Annotated in this window: 25 protein-coding genes; 6 read left to right on the forward strand and 19 right to left on the reverse strand. The window is 67.8% G+C overall.

Going from position 1 to position 22,853, the window contains the following annotated elements; all coding sequences use genetic code 11:
- Positions 1 to 241: 241 nt before the first annotated feature.
- Complete coding sequence (locus AC07XB_RS08035; RefSeq protein ID WP_492827701.1) at positions 242 to 2,491, reverse strand: AsmA family protein; 2,250 nt, start codon at positions 2,489 to 2,491, stop codon at positions 242 to 244.
- Between the two features lie 188 nt (positions 2,492 to 2,679).
- Between AC07XB_RS08035 and tcdA the strand changes: the two genes are divergently transcribed.
- Positions 2,680 to 3,591: a tRNA cyclic N6-threonylcarbamoyladenosine(37) synthase TcdA gene (tcdA, locus tag AC07XB_RS08040; protein ID WP_492827699.1), complete on the forward strand. Its 912-nt coding sequence runs from the start codon at positions 2,680 to 2,682 to the stop codon at positions 3,589 to 3,591.
- 16 nt (positions 3,592 to 3,607) lie between these two features.
- On the opposite strand, the gene AC07XB_RS08045 is transcribed toward tcdA, so the two are convergent.
- A complete protein-coding gene (locus tag AC07XB_RS08045; protein WP_416049340.1) occupies positions 3,608 to 4,186 on the reverse strand; it encodes a P-loop nucleotide/nucleoside kinase family protein in 579 nt (192 codons plus the stop codon).
- A 157-nt stretch (positions 4,187 to 4,343) separates the two neighbouring features.
- Here AC07XB_RS08045 and AC07XB_RS08050 point away from each other — a divergent pair, with 157 nt between their 5' ends.
- Positions 4,344 to 4,784 (forward strand): bacteriohemerythrin, encoded by a 441-nt coding sequence (locus AC07XB_RS08050; protein ID WP_174422549.1) that lies wholly within the window; start codon positions 4,344 to 4,346, stop codon positions 4,782 to 4,784.
- 32 nt (positions 4,785 to 4,816) lie between these two features.
- On the opposite strand, the gene AC07XB_RS08055 is transcribed toward AC07XB_RS08050, so the two are convergent.
- Positions 4,817 to 5,206 carry a cupin domain-containing protein gene (locus AC07XB_RS08055; protein ID WP_492375094.1) on the reverse strand — a complete coding sequence of 130 codons (390 nt, stop codon included), beginning with the start codon at positions 5,204 to 5,206 and terminating at the stop codon, positions 4,817 to 4,819.
- Between the two features lie 65 nt (positions 5,207 to 5,271).
- Entirely contained in the window at positions 5,272 to 6,117 is an 846-nt protein-coding gene (gene trxA, locus AC07XB_RS08060) for a thioredoxin (protein WP_492375095.1), read from the reverse strand.
- A gap of 260 nt (positions 6,118 to 6,377) precedes the next feature.
- Between trxA and AC07XB_RS08065 the strand changes: the two genes are divergently transcribed.
- Complete coding sequence (locus AC07XB_RS08065) at positions 6,378 to 8,093, forward strand: long-chain fatty acid--CoA ligase (RefSeq protein ID WP_492375096.1); 1,716 nt, start codon at positions 6,378 to 6,380, stop codon at positions 8,091 to 8,093.
- Positions 8,094 to 8,150: 57 nt separating this feature from the next.
- Here the strand turns inward: AC07XB_RS08065 and AC07XB_RS08070 are convergent, their stop codons facing one another.
- Positions 8,151 to 8,954 carry an ankyrin repeat domain-containing protein gene (locus tag AC07XB_RS08070; protein ID WP_492375097.1) on the reverse strand — a complete coding sequence of 268 codons (804 nt, stop codon included), beginning with the start codon at positions 8,952 to 8,954 and terminating at the stop codon, positions 8,151 to 8,153.
- A gap of 16 nt (positions 8,955 to 8,970) precedes the next feature.
- Positions 8,971 to 9,675 (reverse strand): gamma-glutamylcyclotransferase, encoded by a 705-nt coding sequence (locus AC07XB_RS08075; RefSeq protein WP_253928705.1) that lies wholly within the window; start codon positions 9,673 to 9,675, stop codon positions 8,971 to 8,973.
- 125 nt (positions 9,676 to 9,800) lie between these two features.
- Between AC07XB_RS08075 and AC07XB_RS08080 the strand changes: the two genes are divergently transcribed.
- Positions 9,801 to 10,691, forward strand: coding sequence for a DUF1223 domain-containing protein (locus tag AC07XB_RS08080; protein ID WP_492827697.1), 891 nt, complete (start codon positions 9,801 to 9,803; stop codon positions 10,689 to 10,691).
- Positions 10,692 to 10,790: 99 nt separating this feature from the next.
- Entirely contained in the window at positions 10,791 to 11,111 is a 321-nt protein-coding gene (locus AC07XB_RS08085; RefSeq protein ID WP_043348426.1) for a hypothetical protein, read from the forward strand.
- A gap of 119 nt (positions 11,112 to 11,230) precedes the next feature.
- Here AC07XB_RS08085 and AC07XB_RS08090 read toward each other — a convergent pair whose 3' ends face one another.
- From AC07XB_RS08090 to AC07XB_RS08125, 8 genes are all read right to left on the reverse strand, one after another.
- Positions 11,231 to 11,578, reverse strand: coding sequence for an FKBP-type peptidyl-prolyl cis-trans isomerase (locus AC07XB_RS08090; protein ID WP_006162999.1), 348 nt, complete (start codon positions 11,576 to 11,578; stop codon positions 11,231 to 11,233).
- 96 nt (positions 11,579 to 11,674) lie between these two features.
- Positions 11,675 to 12,223 carry a YaeQ family protein gene (locus AC07XB_RS08095; RefSeq protein ID WP_043348422.1) on the reverse strand — a complete coding sequence of 183 codons (549 nt, stop codon included), beginning with the start codon at positions 12,221 to 12,223 and terminating at the stop codon, positions 11,675 to 11,677.
- Between the two features lie 96 nt (positions 12,224 to 12,319).
- Positions 12,320 to 13,024 carry an alpha/beta hydrolase gene (locus AC07XB_RS08100; RefSeq protein ID WP_492375099.1) on the reverse strand — a complete coding sequence of 235 codons (705 nt, stop codon included), beginning with the start codon at positions 13,022 to 13,024 and terminating at the stop codon, positions 12,320 to 12,322.
- Between the two features lie 18 nt (positions 13,025 to 13,042).
- A complete protein-coding gene (locus tag AC07XB_RS08105) occupies positions 13,043 to 13,354 on the reverse strand; it encodes a hypothetical protein (protein WP_441634391.1) in 312 nt (103 codons plus the stop codon).
- A gap of 145 nt (positions 13,355 to 13,499) precedes the next feature.
- Positions 13,500 to 14,102, reverse strand: coding sequence for a YceI family protein (locus tag AC07XB_RS08110; RefSeq protein WP_492827694.1), 603 nt, complete (start codon positions 14,100 to 14,102; stop codon positions 13,500 to 13,502).
- Positions 14,103 to 14,113: 11 nt separating this feature from the next.
- Positions 14,114 to 14,497 (reverse strand): MAPEG family protein, encoded by a 384-nt coding sequence (locus tag AC07XB_RS08115; protein ID WP_492827692.1) that lies wholly within the window; start codon positions 14,495 to 14,497, stop codon positions 14,114 to 14,116.
- A 79-nt stretch (positions 14,498 to 14,576) separates the two neighbouring features.
- Positions 14,577 to 14,795 (reverse strand): RNA-binding S4 domain-containing protein, encoded by a 219-nt coding sequence (locus AC07XB_RS08120; RefSeq protein WP_043348411.1) that lies wholly within the window; start codon positions 14,793 to 14,795, stop codon positions 14,577 to 14,579.
- Positions 14,796 to 14,799: 4 nt separating this feature from the next.
- The gene (locus AC07XB_RS08125) at positions 14,800 to 16,578 is read right to left on the reverse strand and encodes a glutamine--tRNA ligase/YqeY domain fusion protein (protein ID WP_492827690.1); all 1,779 of its coding nucleotides are present in this window, start codon (positions 16,576 to 16,578) and stop codon (positions 14,800 to 14,802) included.
- 214 nt (positions 16,579 to 16,792) lie between these two features.
- Between AC07XB_RS08125 and AC07XB_RS08130 the strand changes: the two genes are divergently transcribed.
- Positions 16,793 to 18,232, forward strand: a complete 1,440-nt coding sequence (locus AC07XB_RS08130) for a CoA transferase (RefSeq protein ID WP_492375103.1) — start codon at positions 16,793 to 16,795, stop codon at positions 18,230 to 18,232.
- Positions 18,233 to 18,285: 53 nt separating this feature from the next.
- Here AC07XB_RS08130 and AC07XB_RS08135 read toward each other — a convergent pair whose 3' ends face one another.
- The 5 genes from AC07XB_RS08135 to ggt form a co-directional block, all read right to left on the reverse strand.
- Entirely contained in the window at positions 18,286 to 18,903 is a 618-nt protein-coding gene (locus tag AC07XB_RS08135) for an FMN-binding negative transcriptional regulator (RefSeq protein ID WP_492375104.1), read from the reverse strand.
- Positions 18,904 to 18,907: 4 nt separating this feature from the next.
- A complete protein-coding gene (locus AC07XB_RS08140) occupies positions 18,908 to 19,555 on the reverse strand; it encodes a pyridoxamine 5'-phosphate oxidase family protein (RefSeq protein WP_492827688.1) in 648 nt (215 codons plus the stop codon).
- Between the two features lie 109 nt (positions 19,556 to 19,664).
- Entirely contained in the window at positions 19,665 to 20,525 is an 861-nt protein-coding gene (locus tag AC07XB_RS08145; RefSeq protein ID WP_492375112.1) for a PhzF family phenazine biosynthesis protein, read from the reverse strand.
- Positions 20,526 to 20,645: 120 nt separating this feature from the next.
- A complete protein-coding gene (locus tag AC07XB_RS08150) occupies positions 20,646 to 21,044 on the reverse strand; it encodes a thiol-disulfide oxidoreductase DCC family protein (protein ID WP_492375106.1) in 399 nt (132 codons plus the stop codon).
- Positions 21,045 to 21,216: 172 nt separating this feature from the next.
- The gene (gene ggt, locus AC07XB_RS08155) at positions 21,217 to 22,842 is read right to left on the reverse strand and encodes a gamma-glutamyltransferase (protein ID WP_492810975.1); all 1,626 of its coding nucleotides are present in this window, start codon (positions 22,840 to 22,842) and stop codon (positions 21,217 to 21,219) included.
- Between the last annotated feature and the right edge of the window lie 11 nt (positions 22,843 to 22,853).

The raw sequence follows: 22,853 nt of genomic DNA on the forward strand, positions 1-22,853 counted from the left end.
AAGGACGCCAGCCTCGAAATGCATCGGAGCCAGACATCCGCTTCATGCCACGTATTGGAAACTTCGTTGTAAATGGCCGTTTAATTATGCGGCCGAATGTGGGCGATGCACAACGATGCCTTGCATTGCAATGCACCAAAGTGTTGCGTAATTGCGTCGACGGCGGGATGGGTGTCGCAAGGTGTCGCAAGGTGTCGCAAGCAGGCAACGCCCGGCTTGCAACCGAGCGGCGCACCGCCGGTCAGCCGCCCTGATAGAGCGTATTGCCTGGTGCTGGCCGATCGGGTGCGCCGGGGCGCGACGGTGCAGTGGGCTTGACCGGTGCCGAGGCGGCGGGCGTGGCTTGCGCGTCCGGCGAAGGGGCAGGGCCGGCCGCCTGGCTGGTCTTGCCGGCCTTCGGGTCGCGGTAGGCCTGCCCCGGCGGCGGCGCGGTCGGGCGCGTGCGAATCTCCGCCAGCAGCTTGCCGCACTGGCTGTCGGGCGCAGCCGATAGATCGATCAGGGGCAGGACTGCCGTGGCCACCGGCGCGACCAGCGCCAGTGCCACCACGCCGCCGGCGCGCAAGGCCAGCACGCCGATGTCCGGGCTGACCGAGGGCTTCTTCAGCGTGCCGCCCACATAGAGCGGCGAGCGCAGCGAGAAGATGCGCAGCCCCTTGGAATCCGGCCGCACGGTGAGCGCTAGCCGCTCGCTGCCAAGGTCGATGGCGCCGCTGGTGTCGATCACGGCGTCCTGGGTGTCGATGACGAAGACGCGCGAGCGCGCCACGCCGTTGGTGAAACTGAAATCGCTGACGCCGCAATGGATCTGCACCGGCTTGTCGCCGAACAGCTTGGAGATCACCACGCTGCCCACGTTCAGGCCCATCGCCTCGAGCAGGAACTTGCTGACCGTGCCGTTTTCCACCAGCAGCTTGGCCTCGCCATTGGACGAGCCCAGCAAGGCCGCCACCGAGTTGCCGGTGGCGCTCAGCTTGGCGCTGCCATTGACCTCACCCACGCTGGCGCGCATCGACTCGAACTTCGGGAACAATTGCTTGAGCTGGAGGTGGCGCGCTTTCATGTCGATGGTGGCGGCGAGCGGCTCGCGCTTGCCGTTGAGCTGCAGCGAGGACATCAGGTTGCCGCCGGCCACGCCGAAGTTCAGCGGGTCCAGTGTCAGCACGCCATCGTCGAGCTTGAGGTGGGTGACGAGGTCGGTGATCGGCAGGTCGGCGGTGCGGATGATGCGCTTGCCGGTGAACTTCACGTCGGCGTCGATGCTGTCCCAGCGCTCGGTACGGAACGGCGCCACCGGCAGCGCCTTGTCGGCGGGCTGGCGCACTGTGCTGTCGGATGCTGCCTGCCCGGGCTTGGCGTCCGCACCGATCAGCGGAGCCAGGTCCTCAAAGCGCAGTTGCTTCGATTCCAGTTCGCCCGACAACAGGGCGCGTGGCTGGCGCTGCGTGTAGGTGAGCGAGCCGTTCAGGTCGCTGCCGCCGACGCGCCCGGAAAACTTGTCGTACCGGTACACGGAAGCACCTTTGCGCAAGGTGGCAACCAGCCGGCCGCGGGTCTCGTAGGGCGGAGTGCTCGGCAGCACGATGCCGGTCAGCGCGTACAGCTTGGCCATGTTGTCGCCGGACAGCTGTAGGTGCATGTCGAGCGCGCCCAGGTGGGCGGGGTTGGTCAGCGTGCCCTCCACGACCGCACGGGTGTTGCCCACCCGCACATCGGCCTGCAGCGGGAAGGGGTCCTGTGTATCGCGCAGGCTCAGCACGGTGCCGGCCTTGCCGGTGGCGTTGATGGTGGCCTGGTTGTAGCGTCCCGTGGCCTTCCAGCGCAGGCCATAGCGCTGGCCGGCGCTGCCGGGCTGGCCGACGGCGCCGGCCGTGCCGGATGCCGGGGGCGCGATCAGGGCGCCGTCGCGGGTCTTGTCGTAGAGGGCGGCGTCGCCGATGGTGTCCAGGCGCGCCTGCAGCTCAATCTTCATTGCCTTGTCGTCCAGCGCCAGGTCGCCGCGCGCCAGCGAGATCTCGCCGATGTCGAGCCGCCATGGCGATGGCGCCTTGCCGGCGGGCGTGACGAAGGTCCAGTTGTTGCGCTGGTCGGCCAGCCGCTCCAGCCAGACCGCGGGGCTGTCGACGGTAATGCTGGGGATCGAGATCTGGTGGGAGAGCAGGGGCAGCGGGCGTAGCACGAAGATCAGCTCGCGCACGGTGGCAAAGTTGGCCTCCTGTGCCCATTCCGGGTTGCCGACGGTGATATCCCGGGCAGACAGGCGTGGCCAGGGGACCCAGGTGTGCCAGCCGGTCTCGCCCTCGGCGCTGCGCCAGGTCAGGGTGAGGTCGCCATTGACGGCAAAGGGCCGGCCGATGGCCTCGGTAACCTTCTGGTTCAGCCACGGCTTGAGGCGGTTCCAGTCGAAGGTCAGAATGATCACGACAAGCGCCGCGATCAGCACCAGCGGTGTCAGTACACTCCAGAGAACGGCCTTGCGGCGCAGGGGCATGGGATCGGTTTCCTGGTTGGCGCCGGCAGCCGCGCGCACTCTGCGAGACAATGCGGCGGTCGAACCACTGCTGTGGGTATTGTATAGTTGCGCGCCCCGCTCCCCTGTCGGCGCTTGGCTGACAAGGTGCGGCAACGTGCGCTTTTCCCCCGCAGTGTCCTCCAATTCAGCCAGCTTCGAGCGTAGAAATGAGCAACCCCGTCCCCGCAATCTCCACCCAGCCGGAACCGGAGCTGGCGCAACTGCCGCCGGCCCTTACCCACGAGAGCCCGGAGGATGACGACTACCACCGCCGCTTCGGCGGCGTGGCGCGCCTGTACGGCGCGGCGGGCCTGGCGCGGCTGGAGGAGGCCAGCGTTTGCGTGGTCGGCATCGGCGGGGTGGGCAGCTGGGCGGCCGAGGCGCTGGCGCGCAACGCGGTCGGCCGCGTCACGCTGATCGATCTGGACCATATCGCGGTATCCAACACCAACCGCCAGATCCACGCGCTGGGCGACGCCTATGGCCGCGCCAAGGTGCAGGCCATGGCGGAGCGCATGGTGCAGATCAACCCGCGCTGCCGGGTAACCGAGGTGGACGATTTCGTGACCCCGGAGAATCTGGTCGAACTGCTCGACGGGCACGACTACATCATTGATGCGATCGACTCGGTCAAGGTCAAGATCGCCATGCTGGGCTGGGCCCGCCGCGTGGGCCGGCGCATCATCACCTGCGGCGGCGCCGGCGGCCAGCTCGACCCGACCCGCATCCGCGTGGTGGACTTTTCCCGCACCGTGCAGGACCCGCTGCTGGCCAAGGTGCGCTCCACCCTGCGCAAGGACTGGGGCTGGCCGCGCAACCCCAAGCGCAAGTTCGGCATCGACGCGGTCTTCTCCGACGAGCCGCTGCGCTATCCGGAGCCCGAGCAGCAGTCCTGCGAGATCGACGAGGCCCCGCAAGCCGCGCCAGGCACCTCGGCTGAGCCGCCGGCCGGCCCGCAGGGCCTGGCCTGCGCCGGCTTCGGCTCCTCGGTGGCGGTCACCGCGGTGTTCGGGATGGTGGCGGCGTCCAGCGTGCTGGCCGCCCTCACGGCGCCGGACGTTTCGACGGCGCCGGAATGAGCATCGCGGCGGCTGGCTACGCCGCGAGCGTGGCCAGCAGGGCGTTCAGCGCGGCGTCGTCCGGCGCCGTATTGTCGAAGTAGGCCAACTCGGGGTACTGCGCCGGCTCGGGCATGAAGCGCCGGGTGCGGTAGTCGTCCCAGTGCGCCAGCTTGTAGGCATCGTTTGGATTGGCACGCTTGACGATGCGCGCATGCGCCTCGTTCTCCGGCAGGTGCACCCACAGGGTGCGCACGATGGTGCCGGCGGGCACGTGCAGCCATTCGGGATCGTGCAGCAGGTGGTCGCGCACCTCGCGCGATAGCGGGCCCACCACGATCACGCTGATGCCCAGGGCGAGGTTCTCCCGCGCGGTATCCAGCAGGCCATGATATTCCGCATTGCGCAGGTACTTGAGGTAGGTCGGGCTGTCGCGGTCGTTCGGGTCCCCAGTCAGCGCGCCCATTGCGGCGGCGCTATAGCCGCCGTAGAGCGTGTCCTTGTCGAGCAGGCAGAACGGCTCGCCGGTGGCCTGCATCAGTGGGCCGATCAGGCGGTGGGCCAGGGTGGTCTTGCCGGTGCCGGCATGGCCGCAGAAGAAGAGCAGTCGGGGCATGGGAAGCCAGGAATCAGCCTGGTGCGGTGATGGAGCCAGCCCTGAGCATACCCTGCGCGTGCCGCCGGCCTTGGCGGCGCTGCGGTTTGTCCTGGATCAGTCCGGGCCGCCGCGGATTCGGTATCCTTGCGGTTTTCGCGATGTTGTCCCTTCCGATATGACCGATTCCTCTTCGCCTGGCACCGCCACGCTGGCCCCCGACCTGTTGTTGGGCGAGCCGGTCACCGATGCCACCCACGCCGAATTCGTCCAACTGCTGGATGCCGCCACGCGCGCCGACGATGCGGGCTTCCTGGCAGCCCTGGACGAGTGGATCGACCACACCCGCCATCATTTCGGCCAGGAAGAAGCGTGGATGGAGGCGATGGCCTTCGGCCCGCAGCATTGCCACCGCGGCGAGCACGAGCAGGTGCTGGCGGTGGCCGGTGCGGTGCGCGACAAGGTGGCCGAGGGCGACCTGGCGCTGGGCCGGCGGCTCTTGTCGGAGCTGCCCGGCTGGTTCGACCAGCACGTGAAGGCGATGGACGCGATGATGGTCAACCACATGCGCGAGAACGGCTTTAGCCTGATCGAGGCGCCCTCGGAGCAGGCGGGCTAAATGGCCTGGATGGCCTGGATGGCCTAGATTGCCTAGCTGGCGTCGGCGGCAGCCCGGTCCAGCACGACAAAGTGCTTGCGCACCGGTTCGAGCACCTCGAACAGGCCGGTGAAGCCGGCCGGGATCACGCAGGCGTCGCCGGGCCCGAATTCACGGGCGTTGCCCGCGTCGTCGCTGATGCGCAGGCGGCCGCTGATGACATGGAAGAACTCCTCCTTGCCAGCCGGAAACGCAATGCGCCACGCGCCCGGCTCGCAAGCCCAGATGCCGCAATCGAAATCTCCCTGGCTGGCGCTGTAGTGCGTCCAGGTGGTGCGGTCCGGGTTGCCGGCAACCAGCCGGTCCGGGCGTGGGCGATCGTGGCTGGGAAGCGGTTCGGGGTCGGTCTGGAAGTCGATCAGGCGGGGCGGGGAGGCAGTCACGGCGGAACAGGGCGGTTGCAAGGAAATAAAACGGCGGGCCCGGCCCGCCGCGTTCACCCGCCAGTTTAATTGAGCGCCGAGGCCAGCAGCCGGCGATAGCGCGACACCACGTCAGGCTGGTCGCTCATCAGCTTGAATACCGACAGCATGGCCGTGCGGCCGATATCGTCCTCGAAGGTGCGATCCGTGCGCGCGATGGCCAGCAGTTGCTCCAGCGCCGGCTCATATTGCCGATGCGCGATCAGCGCGCGCGCCAGGTCCAGCCGCGCCTGCAGGTCACCGGGGGCGTCGGCGACACGGGCCGCCAGGGTGGCCGCGTCGGGCAGGTCCGAGGCACCGCGCATGGCCTCGATCCGGGTGCAGAGCGCAGCGTAGCCGTCCTCCTGGGCCGCGTTGGGGGACAACATGCCGAACTCCGACTGGGCCTGGTCCAGCGCATCCTCGTCCAGCAGGAAACCGATGTATTCAAGGCGAGCGGCATCAAAGCCAGGATCGAATGCCAGCGCCGCCTGGAACGCCGACCTGGCCGCCTCGCGGTCGCCCGCGCCGGCAGCGTCGCGGGCAGCACGCAGGGCCACCCTGCCCGGGTCGGGCATCACCCGGGCAACAAACTCGCGCAGCCCGGATTCCGGCAGCACGCCGGTGAACTGGTCCACCGCCTGGCCGTCGGCGAACGCCACCACGTGGGGAATGCTGCGCACGCCGAAATGCGATGCCAGCTCCTGGTTCTCATCCACGTTCACCTTGGCCAGCCGCCATTTGCCGGCCGCCTCGCCCTCAAGCTTTTCCAGCATCGGCCCCAAGGTGCGGCAAGGGCCGCACCACGGGGCCCAGAAATCCACCAGCACGGGGATGTGGCGCGACGTCTCGATCACGTCGGCGTCAAAATTCTGCAGGGTTACGTCGCTCATGGCTTGGCCTCGGAGTGTGGAACGCCGGCGCGAATGGCTCCACTCGCGCAAAGACGTCTTGTGTCTCATATTGGGACCGCCCCGCCGAATGCAACCTTTGCACGCCGCGCGGCATGGATGCCGGTGCAGGCAAGGGTAAGCGATGGATTGAAAAAAGAACGGTCGTTCGGTTATATTGCTTGACTGATTGCTGGTTTCGACAAATTCATCTCTCGCCTCGCATCCAAGACCAGGTCGGATAGACCGCACAGGAGACCTTTATGCAGACCCCCCAGCCCGCGCGCCCGCATTTCCAGTTCTGGCCCAAGCGCGTGCCCACCAAGATCGTGCTGCCGGAGACCTCGCTCTGGTACAACCTGGTGGTCTCCGCCCATCGCTACGCCGACAAGGCGGCCATCCGGTATTTCGGCAACGCCATCACCTTCCGGGCGCTGGAAGCCCAGGCCAGCGCCATGGCGGGCTGGCTGCAGCAAAAGGCTGGCGTGAAGAAGGGTGACCGGGTGCTGCTGTATATGCAGAACTGCCCGCAGTTCATCATTGCCTATTACGCGATCCTGCGCGCGGATGCCGTGGTCGTGCCGGTCAATCCGATGAACCGGTCTGAGGAGTTCAAGCACTACATCACCGACGCGCAGGCCAGCGTGGCGATCTGCAGCGCGGATCTGGCCATGGGCGCCGAGCAGGCCAATAACGAGTTGCCGCCCGAGCAGCGCCTGCAGCACCTGCTGGTCACGCAATACAGCGATGCGCTGCCGGCCAGCTACGAGAACCCCGAAGACGCTCCAGGCGCCTGGCTGACCACGCAGCATCCGCTGCCGGCCGGCGCCACCCCCTGGGCCGAGGCGCTTGCCGCGCAACTGGTGCCTGGCCCGCATACCGCGGGCCCGGACGATATGGCGGTGATGCCCTACACCTCGGGCACCACCGGCTTTCCCAAGGGTTGCATCCACACCCACCGCTCCGTCATGCATAACGTGATCGGCGGCGGCATCTGGAGCGGTAGCGGCGCGGAATCGACGATCCTGGCGGTGCTGCCACTGTTTCACGTGACCGGCATGCAGTACGGCATGAACGGCCCGATCTACAGCGGAGCTACCGTGGTGATGCTGCCGCGCTGGGACCGCGAAGTCGCGGGCCGGCTGATCTCGCGCTTCCAGATCACGCACTGGACCAACATCCCGACCATGGTGATCGACTTCCTGGGCAGCCCGAACCTGGACCAGTTCGACCTGTCGAGCCTGCGCTATATCGGCGGCGGCGGCGCGGCCATGCCGCAGGCGGTAGCAGAGCGCCTGAAGCAGCAGTTCGACCTTAATTACATTGAAGGCTATGGCCTGTCCGAGACCATGGCGCCGACCCACAGCAATCCGGGCGAGCGGCCCAAGCTGCAGTGCCTGGGTGTGCCCACCTTCAATACCGACGCGCGCGTGATCGACCCGGTCACGCTCAAGGAAGTGGCGGTCAACGAGACTGGCGAGATCATCGTGTGCGGCCCGCAGGTGTTCAAGGGCTACTGGGGCAAGCCGGATGCCACGCGCGATGCCTTCATCGAGTTCGAGGGCAAGACCTTCTTCCGTACCGGCGACCTGGGCCGCATGGACGAAGAGGGCTACTACTTCATCACCGACCGGCTCAAGCGCATGATCAACGCGTCGGGCTTCAAAGTGTGGCCGGCAGAGGTGGAGAACTTGCTGTACAAGCACCCCGACGTGCAAGAGGCCTGCATCATCGGCACGCGCGATGCGTATCGTGGCGAAACCGTGAAGGCGGTGGTGGTGCTCAAGACGCATGCCAAGGGCAAGACCACGCCCGAGGAAATCATCGAATGGGCCAAGGAAAACATGGCGGCCTACAAGTACCCGCGTGTGGTGGAGTTTGTCGACGCGCTGCCCAAGTCGGGCACGGGCAAGGTGATGTGGCGCGCGCTGCAGGAAAGCGAGAATGCGCGCAGCGCGGAGTCGAAGCCAGCGGCCTGAGTGGCCCGAGCGGGTAGCGTCGCATCGGCGGGATGCGCGGGCACGTCCGTGCCCGCGTCAGTGCCCGCGCACGCGCACCAGCATCTTCACCATGGTCTTGTAGCTGCGCTCGCGGGCGTGCCGGGTTGGGGTGGTGCCATCCCGGTCGGCAAGGTTGGCGTCCGCGCCCGCATCCAGCAGCAACTGCACGGTGTCTTCATACCGCGCGCTGCCGTCGCCCATGACGATGGTCTCCAGCAAGGCGGTCCAGCCCTGGCGGTTGATATGGTCGACCGCCACACCGGCTTTCAACAATACCTTCACCACTTCGGTATTGCCATGCTCGCACGCGGCGATCAGGGCGGTGTTGTCGTAGCTGTCCGTGCTGTTGAGGTCGGCCCCATGCGCCAGCGCCAGTTGCACCAGCTCGAGCTGCCCGGTGGCCGCGGCCAGCAGGAAGGGGCTGTTGGATTCCATGTCCTTGCGGTTGACATCGGCGCCCGCCGCCACCAGCGCCTTGGCTACCTCGGTATGGCGGCTATAGACCGCCACCAGCAAGGCACTGCGGCCGCGTTCGTCGGCGGCCTGGGCGGAAGCGCCCGAAGCCAGCAAGCGCTTGACCAGTTCGAGATCTCCCAGCGTTGCCGCGGCAAGGAGATTGCGGTCGAGCCCGCCAACGCCATCGTGCGCGGCAGCGGCGGAGCCCGCAGAGCCTTGCCCATGCGAGCGCGGCGATGACTGGGCCGGGCCATTGCTGGCAGGGCGCGCTGCCAGCGTCGATCCGCCGGGTCCGGCCAGCAGCGCGCCGCCCATCAGCAATCCGGTCAGCCCCAGCACTTCGGCAAGCACCAGTCGGCGGGGGCGGGCAGCAGGGCGTGGCATCCTGGTCGATCCTGGGTCAGGCGGGTTCGCTGACAGCCTGTGCGGCCGTGGCATCCGTATCCTGCAGCCGGCGCCAGAGCCGGCCCAGGTAGGGGTCGTCGACCCCGTTGGTGGCAAGGCCAAGCAGCGTCTGTTGCAGGTACTCGCGGGCCGGGCCATACAGGCCACAGGCGTGGCGCAGGCAGGCCACCACGCGGTCGTCCGGCAAGCGTCCGGCATAGGCTTCGTGCTCGCGGTTCATCACGAAGGCCAGGGCGCGCTGCCGCGGGCTGCCGTTCATCTTCACATTGAGCCAGCGGGGATGGTAGGCGCCGGTCAGCATCTCGCGGCGCCACAGCAGACGGAATTCCTGCTCGATCATGTGATGGGGGATGCGGAAGACGACGCCCTGGCACGAGCCGCCGCGGTCCAGCGCGAGCACCAGGCCCGGGTCGTCCCAGGTGCCGCGATTGATGCGCGAGTACAGGTAGAAGCCGCGGTGGTAGCCATGCACGGTAGCCAGCTGGCGGTCCGTGTGAATCACCATCGGGTTCCAGATCAGCGAGCCATAGCCGAACAGCAGGACATCGCCGGCCAGCCCGGGCGTATCCGGCCGCTGGTCCAGCGTAGCGCGCAGAGAACGCTCGAAAGCTTCTTCGGGAAGTAGCGAGGAAGCCACCGGCGTGCTGCAAAGAGAAGCACGCAGCCGATCTGTTTCGAGATCTTGTCGGGTGATGGCCATGATGCAAGCATAATCCAAAGCTGCGCGGCAGGCGGCATGGAAACCACATGGCACGCAGAAATGTCTGTAAGGTCCGGCAGGCTGTATGCGACTGACAACGGTCAGGCAGCCTTCGGAGGTCCAGCATGCACAAGCATCTCGAACAATGGGCGCAGGCCAATGCCATCGCGCACCGGGCAGCCGGGCCGCGCACCCCATCGCGGAAATCCTGCAAGCCCAGGTCTTGGCCTGTGCGCTGGGCACCGGTGCTGATGCTCGCCGCGCTGGCCGGCCCGGTGCGCGCGACGGCAGGCTCCGTGCCGGCAGCATGCCTGCACGACAGCCCGCCCCAGCGGCTAGCGCTGATCGAGCTCTACACCTCGGAGGGCTGTAGCAGCTGTCCGCCGGCCGATCACTGGCTCGGCACGCAGGCCGCTCGGCTGCCGGCCTCGCAGGCACTGGCGCTGGCGCTGCACGTCGACTACTGGGACAGCCTGGGCTGGCGCGACCGCTTTGCCAGCCCGGTGTTCACCGCTCGCCAGCGCACGCTGGCGGGCGCCGTCGGCAGTCATACGGTATATACGCCCGAGGTGTTTGTCGGCGCGCGCGAGCAGCGCCGCTGGCACGATGCAGGCGAGGTCGCGGCGCGCGTCGCCGAGATCAACGCGCAAGCGCCCGGCGCCTCGCTTCGGCTGGGCTGGCAGGCGCTCTCCGCCGGGCAAGTGCAGGTCGCGCTGAACGTGACGCCCGCGGCCCGCTCCGGGCCACTGCAGGCCTATGCCGCGCTGGTCGAGGACGGGCTGGTGTCGTCGGTGAAGGCCGGCGAGAACCAAGGCGCCACGCTGCATCATGAGCGTGTCGTGCGGCTCTGGCTGGGCCCCTTCGCGGTGCCGGCCGAGGGGCTGGCCTGGTCGGGCAGCGTGCCGCTGCCAACCGGGGCCGACCCGCACAAGCTGGCCTGGGTTGCCTTCGCGCAGCAGCCCGGCGCCGAGGTGGCGCAGGCGGTGCTGGCGCCGCGCTGCGAATTGTCTGGCTGACGCAGGGATTCCTGTCGCGGACTGGCACTATCTGCCGGGCAAGGTGGCGGTATCGCCTGCTATGTCTTTACAATGGGGCATCAACCAGGAGAACAGGCTATGGCGCGCACGCTCACGGTAGTTTTCGGTACCGGCAAGGAATTTGGCTTCACCATTGGCGACGCAGAGTTGGCGGCGGTCACCGAGGATGCTGGCTGGCGCTGGTTCGACCGCGAGTACGCCGAGCTCGATTGCCAGGCCTCCAGTCCGGTCGGCAAAGTGCTGGTGATCGACAAGATCCTCAGCGTGGCCAAGTTCTCTGGTGAGCAGCGCTTCAGCGGCGATGCCGCGTGGGCCCAGGACTACGCCCGCCATGCCGCCCGCCTGCTGGACCGCGACAAGGTCCGGGTCGACGTGGGCAACGCCGCGATCAGTTTCTGATCGCGGCCTGTCCGCGGCGCAATGCAAAGAGGGGCGCCGGTGGGCGCCCCTCTTTCTTGTGCGATCCGCGCAAGGTGCGGATGGATGCGATCGGCCGCTGCCGCAGCGGCGGCCAGCGATCAGACCGCCAGCAGTTCCACTTCGAACAGCAGGGTGGCGTTCGGCGGGATCACGCCGCCCGCGCCGCGCGCGCCGTAGCCCAGCTCGGCCGGGATCACCAGGCGGCGGGTGCCGCCAACCTTCATGCCTTGCACGCCTTCATCCCAGCCGCGGATGACGTGGCCGGCGCCCAGCGGGAACACGAACGGGTCGTTGCGGTCCTTGCTCGAGTCGAACTTGCGGCCGGCTTGCTCGTTTTCGTAGAGCCAGCCGGTGTAGTGCACCGTGACATGCTTGCCTGCCGTGGCTTCGGCGCCTTCGCCGGTGACGGTGTCTTCAAATTGCAGGCCGGAGGGAGTGGTATTCATGGATGGCTTCCTTGTGCTGTATCAGCGAGGGTCACGGGTTCGGTGAGGCCGGCGGCAAACCGGCCGCACCGGGCGGATTGGTTGAACGGGTTTGGCTCAGCCCGCGGGCTGTTGCAGGACTTCGAGCGTGATGCGGACGTTGTGGTCGTCGTCGCTGACCCAGATCTCGCTATCCTGGATTGTCACCGACAGCCGCATGGCGCGCTGGGCCAGGGCAGCAAGTGCTTCTACCGCCTCGGCCGGCACATTGTAAATGGTCACGTTGCGCAGCTTGCCCGCCTTGCCGGCCATGCCCTTCCACCATTCACGCGCGCTCGCACCATTGTAGGTGAACACGGTGACGCGATCGGCACGGGCCGCGGCGCGCTTCAGGCGCGATTCGTCGGGCTGGCCCAGCTCGATCCAGTGTGCGATGTCGCCGGTGAGGGTCTTTTCCCACAGGTCCGGCTCGTCGGGCTCGTCCAGGCCGCGGGTGAAGGTCAAGGTGTCGCTGGCTTCGCAGGCAAAGGCCAGCAGCCGCACCATCATGCGCGCGTCGTTTTCCGACGGGTGCTTGGCAATGGTCAGGGCGTGGCTGCCGTAGTAGGGCCGATCCATGTCGGAGACGGACAGTTCGGCCTTGTAGATGGTGGATTTAAGAGCCATGAAGGAAGCGGGGGCGGCAAAGGCTGCGAGAAGCGAAAGGCCGCATCATACGTGAATCGGGCGGGGCGATCTCGCGCCGGACTTTCAAGTGCGCGCTCAGGCGCCCACGGCGCGTAGCGCGATCGTGCTCAGCCGGTTGGCAAAGCCGGGCTGGTTCTGCCAGGCCTCGCCCAGCAAGTGGCCGGTATCCGGCAGGTCGATCACCTCCACGCGCTCGGCCAGGCCGGCGCGTTCGGCGAGCGTATCGGCGATGCCGGGCGGAATGACCGCATCCTCGGCGCCGCGCACCAGCGTCAGGCGGCCGCGGAACCCGGCAATGAGGTCGAAGGCGAGCGAGGCGCGCCAGCTGCCGGGGGTGCGCAGCACTGCCGTAAAGGCCGGGCCGAAGGGGAGTTCGAACGCGGCCGGGGCATAGGCGGCGCCCACCAGCGTCAGCAGCCGCCCGATATGGTTGCGCGGGTCGGCGGCCAGCCGCACGGCGATTTCCCCGCTCATGCTGATACCGATCACGGCCCGGGGGGCGGTGCCGTCAAGGTGCGCCAGCGCCGCCTGGGCCTCGCGCAGGCGCTTGGCCAGCGAGTTGGGCGTGCGCGCCGAGCTTTCGCCGTGGCCGGAAAAATCGATGGCAACGCTGCCCACGCCCCGCGCGGCAAGCGCCTGGCGCAAGGCCAGCCAGCGCGCGCGGTGGCTGGTGCCCGCGCCGTGCAGCAGCAGGCAGCTCGCGCCGTTGCCGGCGTCCAGGCGGTCGGCGGCCAGCGTTTCGGCGCCGGCCTCGATGTCAAAGCGCAGGGGCGTGCTCATGGTGGGCCTGGCGGCGCTTCAGCGGGATTTCTTGTAATCGCTCAGGTAGTAGCGCAGCAGCGCCGACGCCAGCGTCAGGCAGAGAAAAGCGAGGGCAATCACCATGGCGTGCCCGGCGGGGCTGTCGATCTGTCCCGACAGGGCCAGGCTGGCCAGCCAGCTGCCTACCGGCAGGATCATCAGGGGCACCAGCAGCGCGCGGCGCCCATAGGTGCGCAGCGCCCACGCGGGGAAATTGCGCAGGAAGGCCATCGGGATGCTGCAGATCAGGCAGGCGCCCGCGGCGGCTAGCGAGGCCGCCACCACATCCCCAACTTGAATCGTGATCATTGTTCTCGGGTTCCCCGTTCAGGAGGGGGCCGGGAAAGGGCCGGCCGGAAAAATGCAAACCGCTGATTCTACAGAAGAATTCCGGCTTTCAGGTGCCGCTGGGCCGACATGCCGCAGCGGCAGGAAGGCGAGCGTGACGTGGCTATCACTCCAGCGCCGGCAGTGCCGGCGTGGCTTCCACCGACAGGGTCAGAACCACGGTATCACCCACGTCCGGCAGGAAGCGCGTCATGCCAAACGCGCTGCGCGACAGCACGGCGCGGAAGTCTCCGCCGCACACGTGGCGCTTGATGCCGAACAGGGAGATCTCGCCGCAGCTGAAGCGCTCGGCTTCCAGCCGCAGCGGCTGCGTGACGCCGTGCAGGGTCAGCTCGCCTTCCACGGCCACCAGCCGGTCCCCGTCTCGCACGAAGCGATTCGCGCGTAGCCGGACCACGGGAAAATTCTGGGCATCGAGAAACTGGGCTGAGCGCAGGATGCCGTCCAGCGTGCGGTTGCCGGAATCGACCGAGTCGGCATCGACCGTGAAATCGATCGCGCCGCTGCCGCTGGCTTCGTCAAAGCTGATGCGGCCATCGATCTTGCCGAAGCGCCCGCGCACCGAGGTCCGCTCAAAGTGGCTGGCGGCGAAGTACACCGTGGTGTGCGTCGGGTCCACCGCGAAGTTGACAGGCTCAGCCTGCACCGCGCCAGGCAGGCACGGCGTCAGCAGGCAGAGCGCGCAAGCGACAGTTGTCGAAAGCCGCATGATGCGTGTCCTTAGTGGACGAACACCGGCAACAGGAAGATACCGATCACCGACAGGAAGCCGATGGTCCAGCACAGCGTGCGCAAGGTGGCGCGATCTGCCAGGTAGCACACGGTGTACAGGATGCGCGCGGCGAGGAAGACCAGCGCCAGTTCATCGATGCGCGCCGCCGGTGCTTGCAGGTGCGTGGTGCACAGCACGGCCGCGGCGAAGAAGGGGAAGGCCTCGAAGTGATTGCGGTGCGCCATGTCGGCGCGCCGCGCGCGCCCGCCCTGCTTTTCCAGCCAGCCGCGCGGGTCGTGGTTGTCGTAGGCGCGTCCGCTCGCCTTGGCCACGCCTACCGTCACGACGGGCAGGATCCCCGCCAGCAGCACACACCAGAATGCGATCGGCATTGTCATTTCCTTTGCTTGGAGGAAAACGCCCGGCGACCGGACTGGGCGGCCGCCGGGCGTGCTCGCGAACGCGACGGCCTCAGGCCGCCACCACGCGGATTTTCACACCAGCCACGCTGACCACCTGGCCGGCGCGGATCTTGGCGGTCTTGCGCGATTCCACCGCGCCGTCGACCGAGACTTCACCGGCCGCCACCAGCGCCTTGCCGGCGCCGCCGCTATCGCACACGCCGGCGACCTTGAGCAGGTCGTTCAGGGCGATATGCTCGCCCTCCAGCGGGAAGGTTACGGTTTGCATGGGCCTATTTCCCCCAGCTGTCGCGCAGCCCGACGATGCGGTTGAAGACCGGCTTGCCCGGCTTCGAATCCACGCGGTCGGCGACGAAGTAACCCTGGCGCTCGAACTGGAAGCGCTCCTCCGGAGCGGCTTGCGCCAGGCCGGGTTCCAGGTAGGCCGTGACGATCTTCTTCGAGTCCGGGTTCAGCGCGTCGAGGAAGTTCTTGCCGCCGGCGTCCGGGTTCGGGTCGTTGAAGAGGCGGTCATACAGCCGCACTTCGGCTTCATAGGCATGCGCCACACTGACCCAATGGATGTTGCCCTTGACCTTGACGCTGTCCGCGCCCGGCGTGCCGCTGCGGGTCTCGGGCAGGTAGTTGGCGTGCACGGCGATGACCTTGCCGTCGGCGTCGCGGTCCACGCCCGTGCATTCGATCACGTAGCCGTGGCGCAGGCGCACCTTGCTGCCCGGGGTGCCGTCCTCCTTGGGCGCGAACAGGCGGAAGTAGCCCTTGGGCGGCGCTTCGCTGAAGTCGTCGCGCTCGATCCACAGCTCGCGCGTGAGCGGGAAGACGCGCATGCCGAGCTCCGGCTTCTTCGGATGCACCGGCGCCGTGCAGTCGTCGCTCTGGCCTTCGGGGTAGTTGTCCAGGATCAGCTTGAGCGGGTCCAGCACGGCGGCGCCACGCGCGGCGCGCGCGTCGAGGTCGTCGCGCACGGCGCCTTCCAGCGTGCTCATGTCGATCCAGCTATCGGACTTGGCCACGCCGATGCGCTCGCAGAACAACTGGATCGATTCGGGCGTAAAGCCGCGGCGGCGCACGCCCACGATGGTAGGCATGCGCGGATCGTCCCAGCCGTCCACGCGGTTTTCAGTGACCAGTTGCAGCAACTTGCGCTTGCTGGTGATGGCGTAGGTCAGGTTCAGGCGGGCGAACTCATACTGGTGCGGCAGCGGCTCGCTGAACACGCCGCATTCGCGCAGCTGCGCCAGCACCCAGTCGTACAGCGGGCGGTTGTTCTCGAACTCCAGCGTGCACAGCGAATGTGTGATGTTTTCCAGCGCGTCCGAGATGCAGTGGGTGAAGTCGTACATCGGGTAGATGCACCACTTGTCGCCCGTGCGGTGGTGATGCGCGTGGCGGATCCGGTAGATCACCGGATCGCGCATCACGATGTTGGGCGCGTTCATGTCGATCTTGGCGCGCAGCACGTGCTCGCCGTCGGCGTACTTGTCGTCGCGCATGTCGCGGAACAACTGCAGGTTTTCCTCGACGCTGCGGTCACGGTACGGCGAAGGCGTGCCCGGGCGGGAGAAGTCGCCGCGGTTGGTGGCGATCTGCTCGGCGCTTTGGCTATCCACGTAGGCGACGCCGCGCTCGATCAGCTTTTCGGCGAAGGCGTAGAGCTGGTCGAAGTAGTCGCTGGCGTAATACAGGTGCGGCTGCTTGCTGCCGTCCTTGGCCGTGGTGTCCCAGCTGAAGCCGAGCCAGTGCACCGCGTCGATGATGGAATCGACGTATTCGGTGTCTTCCTTGACCGGGTTGGTGTCGTCGAAGCGCAGGTGGCAGCGGCCGCCGAAATCGCGCGCCATGCCGAAGTTCACGCAGATGCTCTTGGCGTGGCCGATATGCAGGTAGCCATTGGGCTCCGGCGGGAAGCGGGTGATGACGGGGGGCAACGGCTCGCCCTGGGCATCCTGGCGGCCGGCGTAGGTGCCGGCGGTGAGGTCCTGGTCGATGATGCTGCGCAGGAAATTGGATGCGGCGGTCGTGCTGTCGTTGGCTTTGGGGTCGTTGCTCATGGTGGCGCCGGTGGGCGGTTAAGTCAGGAGGCGGGGCGGCGGCCGGAGTCTGGCGCGCAGCCTGCCGCGCTGCTCGATTGCATGGCGGAATGCCGGATCGGGTGATTTTACCGTGCCGGGGACCAGAGTCGTGCAAACTCCGCGCACGGGCGCAAAAACACCCGGCACGGCCTAGGATGGAGAGAGCGCACCCGCCCTGTGGAGCCTTGCCGCCATGCCGACGCCAACGATTTCCCAAGCCACCCGCCCAACCCCGCTGGAGGCCGTCGCCGGGCTCTGGCTGGCCGCCGGGCTGCCAGCCGCAGCCCTGGACCGGCTGCAGCTCAGCGGTGCCGATCCGGTGCTGCCGTCGTCGTTCGCCGTGGGCACGGCCGCCCAGGCCAGCCTGGGCGCGTCGGCGCTGGCCGCCGCCATGCTGTGGCAGCAGCGCAGCGGGCGCTGGCAGGACGTGGCCGTCGACATGCGCCACGCCGTGGCCGAGTTCCGCAGCGAGCGCTACCTGCGCGTGGGCGGCGAGCCCGCGCCGGAGTTCCGCGACAAGGTGTCTGGCCTGTACCGCTGCGGCGACGGCCGCTGGGTACGCGTGCATGCCAATTTTCCCCATCATCGGGACGGCGTGCTGCGCATCCTGGGCTGCCCGCACGATCCCGCCGCGGTGCGCTCATCCTTGCAGAAATGGGACGCCGAGGCCTTCGAGGCCACCGCCTCCGAGGCTGGCCTGGTCGTGGCCGCCCTGCGCAGCTTCGACGAGTGGGACCGCCATCCGCAGGGGCAGGCGTTGCACGGCATGCCGCCACTCACCATCGAGCGCATCGGCGAAGCGCCGCCGCAGCCGCTTGCCGCGCTGCCCGCGGCCGGCGCGCGCCCGCTGTGCGGCGTGCGCGTGCTGGATTTCACCCGCGTCATCGCCGGGCCGGTAGCCGGACGCACGCTGGCCGCGCACGGAGCCGATGTGCTGCAGGTGAGCGCGGCCCACCTGCCCAGCATCGCCCCGCTGGTGATCGACACCGGGCGCGGCAAGCGCGCCTGCCAGCTGGACCTGCGCGACCCCGACGACAAGCGCGCGCTGCACAAGCTGCTGCACGGCGCCGACGTGCTGATCCAGGGCTATCGCCCGCAGGGGCTGGCGGAGTTGGGGGTGGGGCCGGAGGCGGTGGCCCGCGCCCGCCCGGGCATTGTCTATGTGACGCTAAGTGCCTATGGACATGTGGGCCCCTGGGCTGGCAAGCGCGGCTTCGATTCGCTGGTGCAGACTGCCAGCGGTTTCAATCAGGCCGAGGCGTTCGCGGCGCGCAGCGAGGAGCCGCTGCCGCTGCCGGCGCAAGTGCTGGATCATGCGGCCGGCTACCTGCTGGCGCTTGGCGCCATGGCCGGGCTGCATCGCCGTGTGGCCGAGGGCGGCAGCTGGCATGTGCGGGTGTCGCTGGCGCAGGTAGGCCAGTGGTTGCGCGGCCTGGGCCGGGTCGAGGGCGGGTTGCAGGCGCCGGACCAGTGCTTTGAGGACGTGGAAGACCTGCTGGTGACGTTGCCGTCGGGCTTTGGCGAATTGCGCGCGGTGTCGCACGCGGGACGCTTGTCCGAGACGCCCGCGTACTGGGCGCTGCCGTCGGTGCCCCTGGGCACGCATGCGCCTGAGTGGCTGCCGCGCGCCTGAGCAGCGCATGGGCTGGGTTCGAAGCTGGCCGTGAGGGGGGCTTCGGGCGTTCTTCAGGCGCCAGTCATGCGCGCCATCCAGTCCGCCATGTCGCGCTCGATGGGGTTGCCTTCCCGCTGGGCCGCGAGAATGCGGACGCGGTCGCCCTCCGGGCGGTTCTGGCTGAGCTTGAACTTGGCTTCGATGCGCGTGGGCACGATGCGCAGGCCCACGATGGCGCCCAGCATTTTCTGCTGGAAATCCTCCGGCAGCGCACGCCACTGTGCAGCGTAGCCGGGCTCGTTCTGCGCGATCAACCGCTTGAGCAGCGCATCCTTGGCGCCGGCGTCATGGATGGTGGCGATCTCTGCGTACACATGCACGGCCACGTAGTTCCAGGTCGGCACCGACAGCTTTTGTTCGTACAACGATGGCGACACATAGCCATGCGGCCCCTGGAACACCAGCAGGGCGCTTGGCGTCTGCTCCAGCCAGCGCCAGTGCGGGTTGGCACGCGCCATATGGCCTTCGATCTGCCAGGCGTCGCCGCTGCGCTGGGCCACCACCGGCAGGTGGGTGGCGAACGGCAGCCCGTCGGCGTCGTTGCCGATCAGCGTGGCAAAGGGGTAGCGGCGCATGACCTCGTCGATGGCGTCGCTTTCGATGCTGGCGAAGTGGGATGGCGTGTACATGGGATCAGTACAGGGTTTGCTTCATCCGCGCGGGCTGCGACTCGTCGTAGGCGGCGCCGTCGAAGGGCGCCTGGCTCACGGCGGCGAGGATGGTGCCGTTGCTCGGCAGGCTGCTGCGCGCCACCTGTGTTTCCGGGGCCCACAGCTTGGAGCGCACCAGCGCGCGGGCGCACTGGAAGAACACCGACTGGATCGAAATCACCAGCACGGTGGCCGGCGCCTTGCCATCCACTATGCAGCGCGCGATCAGCGCCGGGTCCACCGAGACATGGGCGGTGCCCGCCACGCGGATGGTCTCGTTGACGCCCGGTATCAGGAACAGCAGGCCCACGCGCGGGTCGGTGATGATGTTGCGCAGGCTGTCCAGGCGGTTGTTGCCGCGCCGGTCCGGCAGCAGCAGCGTGCGCTCATCCAGCACCTGCACAAAGCCCGGCGCATCGCCGCGCGGGGAGACTTCCGCGTACTCTGCGCCCACCGTGGACAGCAGGCAGAGCGGGGCGGCCTCGACGAAGGCACGGTAGTGCGGGTGCAGATAGTCGACTTCCTTGGCGAGCGAGGCTTCGCCGGCTTCGGCGTAGTGGGCCTCCAGCTCGGCCAGCGTGGTCAGGGCGTGCGGCGTGGTCATGTCGGTTGGCGCATGTGGGTGGCGCATGTGGGTGGCGCATGTGGGGGCGCTCGTCAGGGCGTTGGGAAGACCTAGCAGACGCTCACTGTAACGCAGTAGCGCGCCCTTTGTCGCGTTGACGCCGCAGTCCTGCGTGTTACAGGTTGATGGTGCCGCGTCCCAGCTCGATCACGCGCCCGCCCACGCGGATGGCCTGCTCGCCGGTGACCTCCAGGCGCAGCGTGCACGGCCGGTCGACCGCCTCGCCCTGCGAGACCTGGTAGGCGGCCGGCAGCGCGTGGTCGTTGGCGATCAGCCAGCCGCCCAGGTTGGCGCAGGCCGAACCGGTGCCCGGGTCCTCGGCCACGCCACCACCTTGCTTGGTGAAGAAATAGCGCGACACCACCTGGCCCGGCCGGGTCGGGTCGAACGCGAAGACGTAAGCCGTCTTGCGGCCCAGGCTGCTCTGCGGCCAGGATGCCAGGCGTGCGCTGTCAGGCTGCGCGCGGCGTACCGCATCCACGCTCTTCACGGCCACCATCAATTGGTCGGCGCCGGTGTCGACCCAGATCGGCGCCGCCAGCAGGTCGGTCTCGGCGAGTCCGAGCAGCGATGCCATCTGCGCGTCCGGCAGGCCCGCCGGCGCGGTCCTGGGCGCACCCGCATGCGGCGCGGTGAAGGTCCACACGTCGCCCTGCGCGGTCACCGGCACCACGCCCGCCTTGAACTCCAGCGTGAGCGCGTCGCCGGTAGTGGCCAGGTCGCGCACCACATGGGCGGTGCCCAGCGTGGGATGGCCGGCAAAGGGCATCTCGTAGCCCGTGGTGAAAATCCGGACGTGCGCGCTGGCCTGCTCGGAGGGGAGGATGAAGGTGGTTTCGGACAGGTTGAACTGCAGTGCCAGGGCCTGCATGGTGGCCGTATCGAGCCCGCGCGCATCCTCGAACACGCACAGGGGATTGCCGCCGAAGGTGGATTCGGCGAAGACGTTGAGCAGGCGGAAAGCGTAGGTGGTCATGGCGGCCGGGGCGAAAGCAAAGGTGAAGGCCTCAGTGTAGTGCCCTACGCGGCGCACACCATGCACAGTCGTCGCCATGGCAAGCAGGCCAGTTGCAGACAGTCGGATGAGGCGCCCGGCTTAGCGCCGGCCCGGCGTGCAGATGCCGTCCGCGCAGCCGTAGCCCAGCAGCCGGCTGGCGCGATAGCGGTTGCGCGCAAACCAGCGGTAGAGGTGCTGCCACGCCGGGCGGGTAGCCTGCAGCCTGAGCGGCCACACCAGCCAGCCCAGGCCGATCAGCGCATAGCTCTCGGCGATGCAGTCGATGCCAACCAGCAATTGGCCGTCGGCGCGCACGCCATGCAGTGCCGTATCCATGGCGGCGAAGGTGGTGCCATAGGCCGCGGGATCGAAGCCCTCGCCGCGCATGTCGAGGTATCCCAGCCGGCCGTGGCGGTCGAGCCTGGCCATGCGCCGCATTTCGGCGGCGCAAAGCGGGCAACTGCCGTCGAAGAACAGCGTCAGTGCGGGCGTGCTCATGTCATGTTCTCCTCCGCGTGGTGCGATCTGGCTTGCGTTTTGTCAGTAATTTCTGTCAATACAGAAATTTAAGGTGAGATCGGTCGCCACGTCAAGGTGATCTGCACTGGCGGTGCACAGCCAAAAAAAAGCCCGCCTTGCGGCGGGCGCTCCCAGTGCTACTTACGGGTACTCAAAACCCTACGGCCTGCCCGTCGCGCCGGCTGTCGCTGGCGGCCACATAGCCATGCTCGGCATCATCCGACAGGCGCCAGATAAACTGCCCCGAGCCGAAATCCATGTACGGGTCGTCGACCGACTTGAGCTGGTGGCCGCGAGCCTTCAGGCCAGCAACGACCGCCGGATCCATGGTGGATTCGACGTCCAGCGTGAAGTCGCGGTTGACCTTCCAGCGCGGTGCGCAGCAGGCGGCCTGCGGCTGCTGGTTGTAGTCCACCATGCGCACCACGGTCTGCAGATGGCCCTGCGGCTGCATGTCGCCGCCCATCACGCCGAAGCTCATCACCGGCTGGCCGTCCTTGGTCAGGAAGGCCGGGATGATGGTGTGGAAGGGGCGCTTGCCGCCGGCCACCACGTTGGGGGATTTCGGGTCCATCGAGAAGCCCACGCCGCGGTTCTGCAGGCTGATGCCGGTGCCCGGCACGACCACGCCGGAGCCGAAGCCCATGTAGTTCGACTGGATGAACGAGATCATCATGCCGTTCTCGTCGGCGGCGGTCAGGTAGATGGTGCCGCCGACCTTGGGCATGCCGAAATCGAAGTGCGTGGCGCGCTCCATGTCGATCAGCTTGGCGCGCGACTTCAGGTATGCGTCGTCCAGCATCTGCTCGGGCGTGACTTCCATGCTGCCAGGGTCGGCCACGTAGCGGTAGAGATCGGCAAAAGCCAGCTTCATTGCCTCGATCTGCAGATGCTGCGACTCGACCGAATCCACCGGCAGCGCGGCCATGTCGAACTGGTCCAGGATGCCCAGCGCCACCAGCGCGGCGATGCCCTGGCCATTCGGCGGGATCTCGTGCAGCTCGTAGCCGCGATAGGCCTTGCTGATCGGCTTGACCCAGTCCGGCTTGTAGTTGCGCAGGTCGTCGGCCGTCATGGCGCCGCCGCATTCCTTGCTGAAGGCGACGATCTTCTCGGCGATCTCGCCTTCGTAGTAGGCGCGGCCATTGCTGGCGCCGATCTTGCGCAGCGTGTCGGCGGCAGCCTTGAGCGTGAACTTCTCGCCCACGTTGGGTGCGCGCCCATTGGGCATGAAGGCCTCGGCGTAGCCAGGCTGGTCCTTGAGTTCCGGCACGGCGGCGGCCCATTTGTGCGCCACCACCGGCGGCACGGCATAGCCGCGCTCGGCGATCTCGATGGCGGGCTCCATCAGCTCGGCAAAGGGCAGCTTGCCAAAGCGCTCGTGCAGCGCGGCCCAGCCGGCGATCACGCCCGGCACGGTGACGGCGTCCCAGCCGCGCACGGGGCGCTTGGCGATGCCGTTGGCGTCCGTGCCGTACTTGCTCTTGAAATACTCAGGGTTCCATGCCGCCGGCGCCACGCCCGAAGCGTTCAGGCCATGCATTTCCTTGCCGTCCCACAGGATTGCGAAAGCGTCGCTGCCCAGGCCGCACGAGACCGGCTCGACAATGGTGATGGCCGCCGCCGCGGCGATGGCTGCATCGACGGCGTTGCCGCCCTTGAGCAGCATGCGCAGGCCGGCCTGCGCCGCCAGCGGGTGCGAGGTGGACACCACGTTGCGCGCGAACAGCGGGATGCGCACGGAAGGGTAGGGATTGGTCCAGTTGAAGTTCTGCATGCTTGTCTCGG

Source organism: Cupriavidus sp. GW821-FHT02F09, assembly GCF_059421605.1.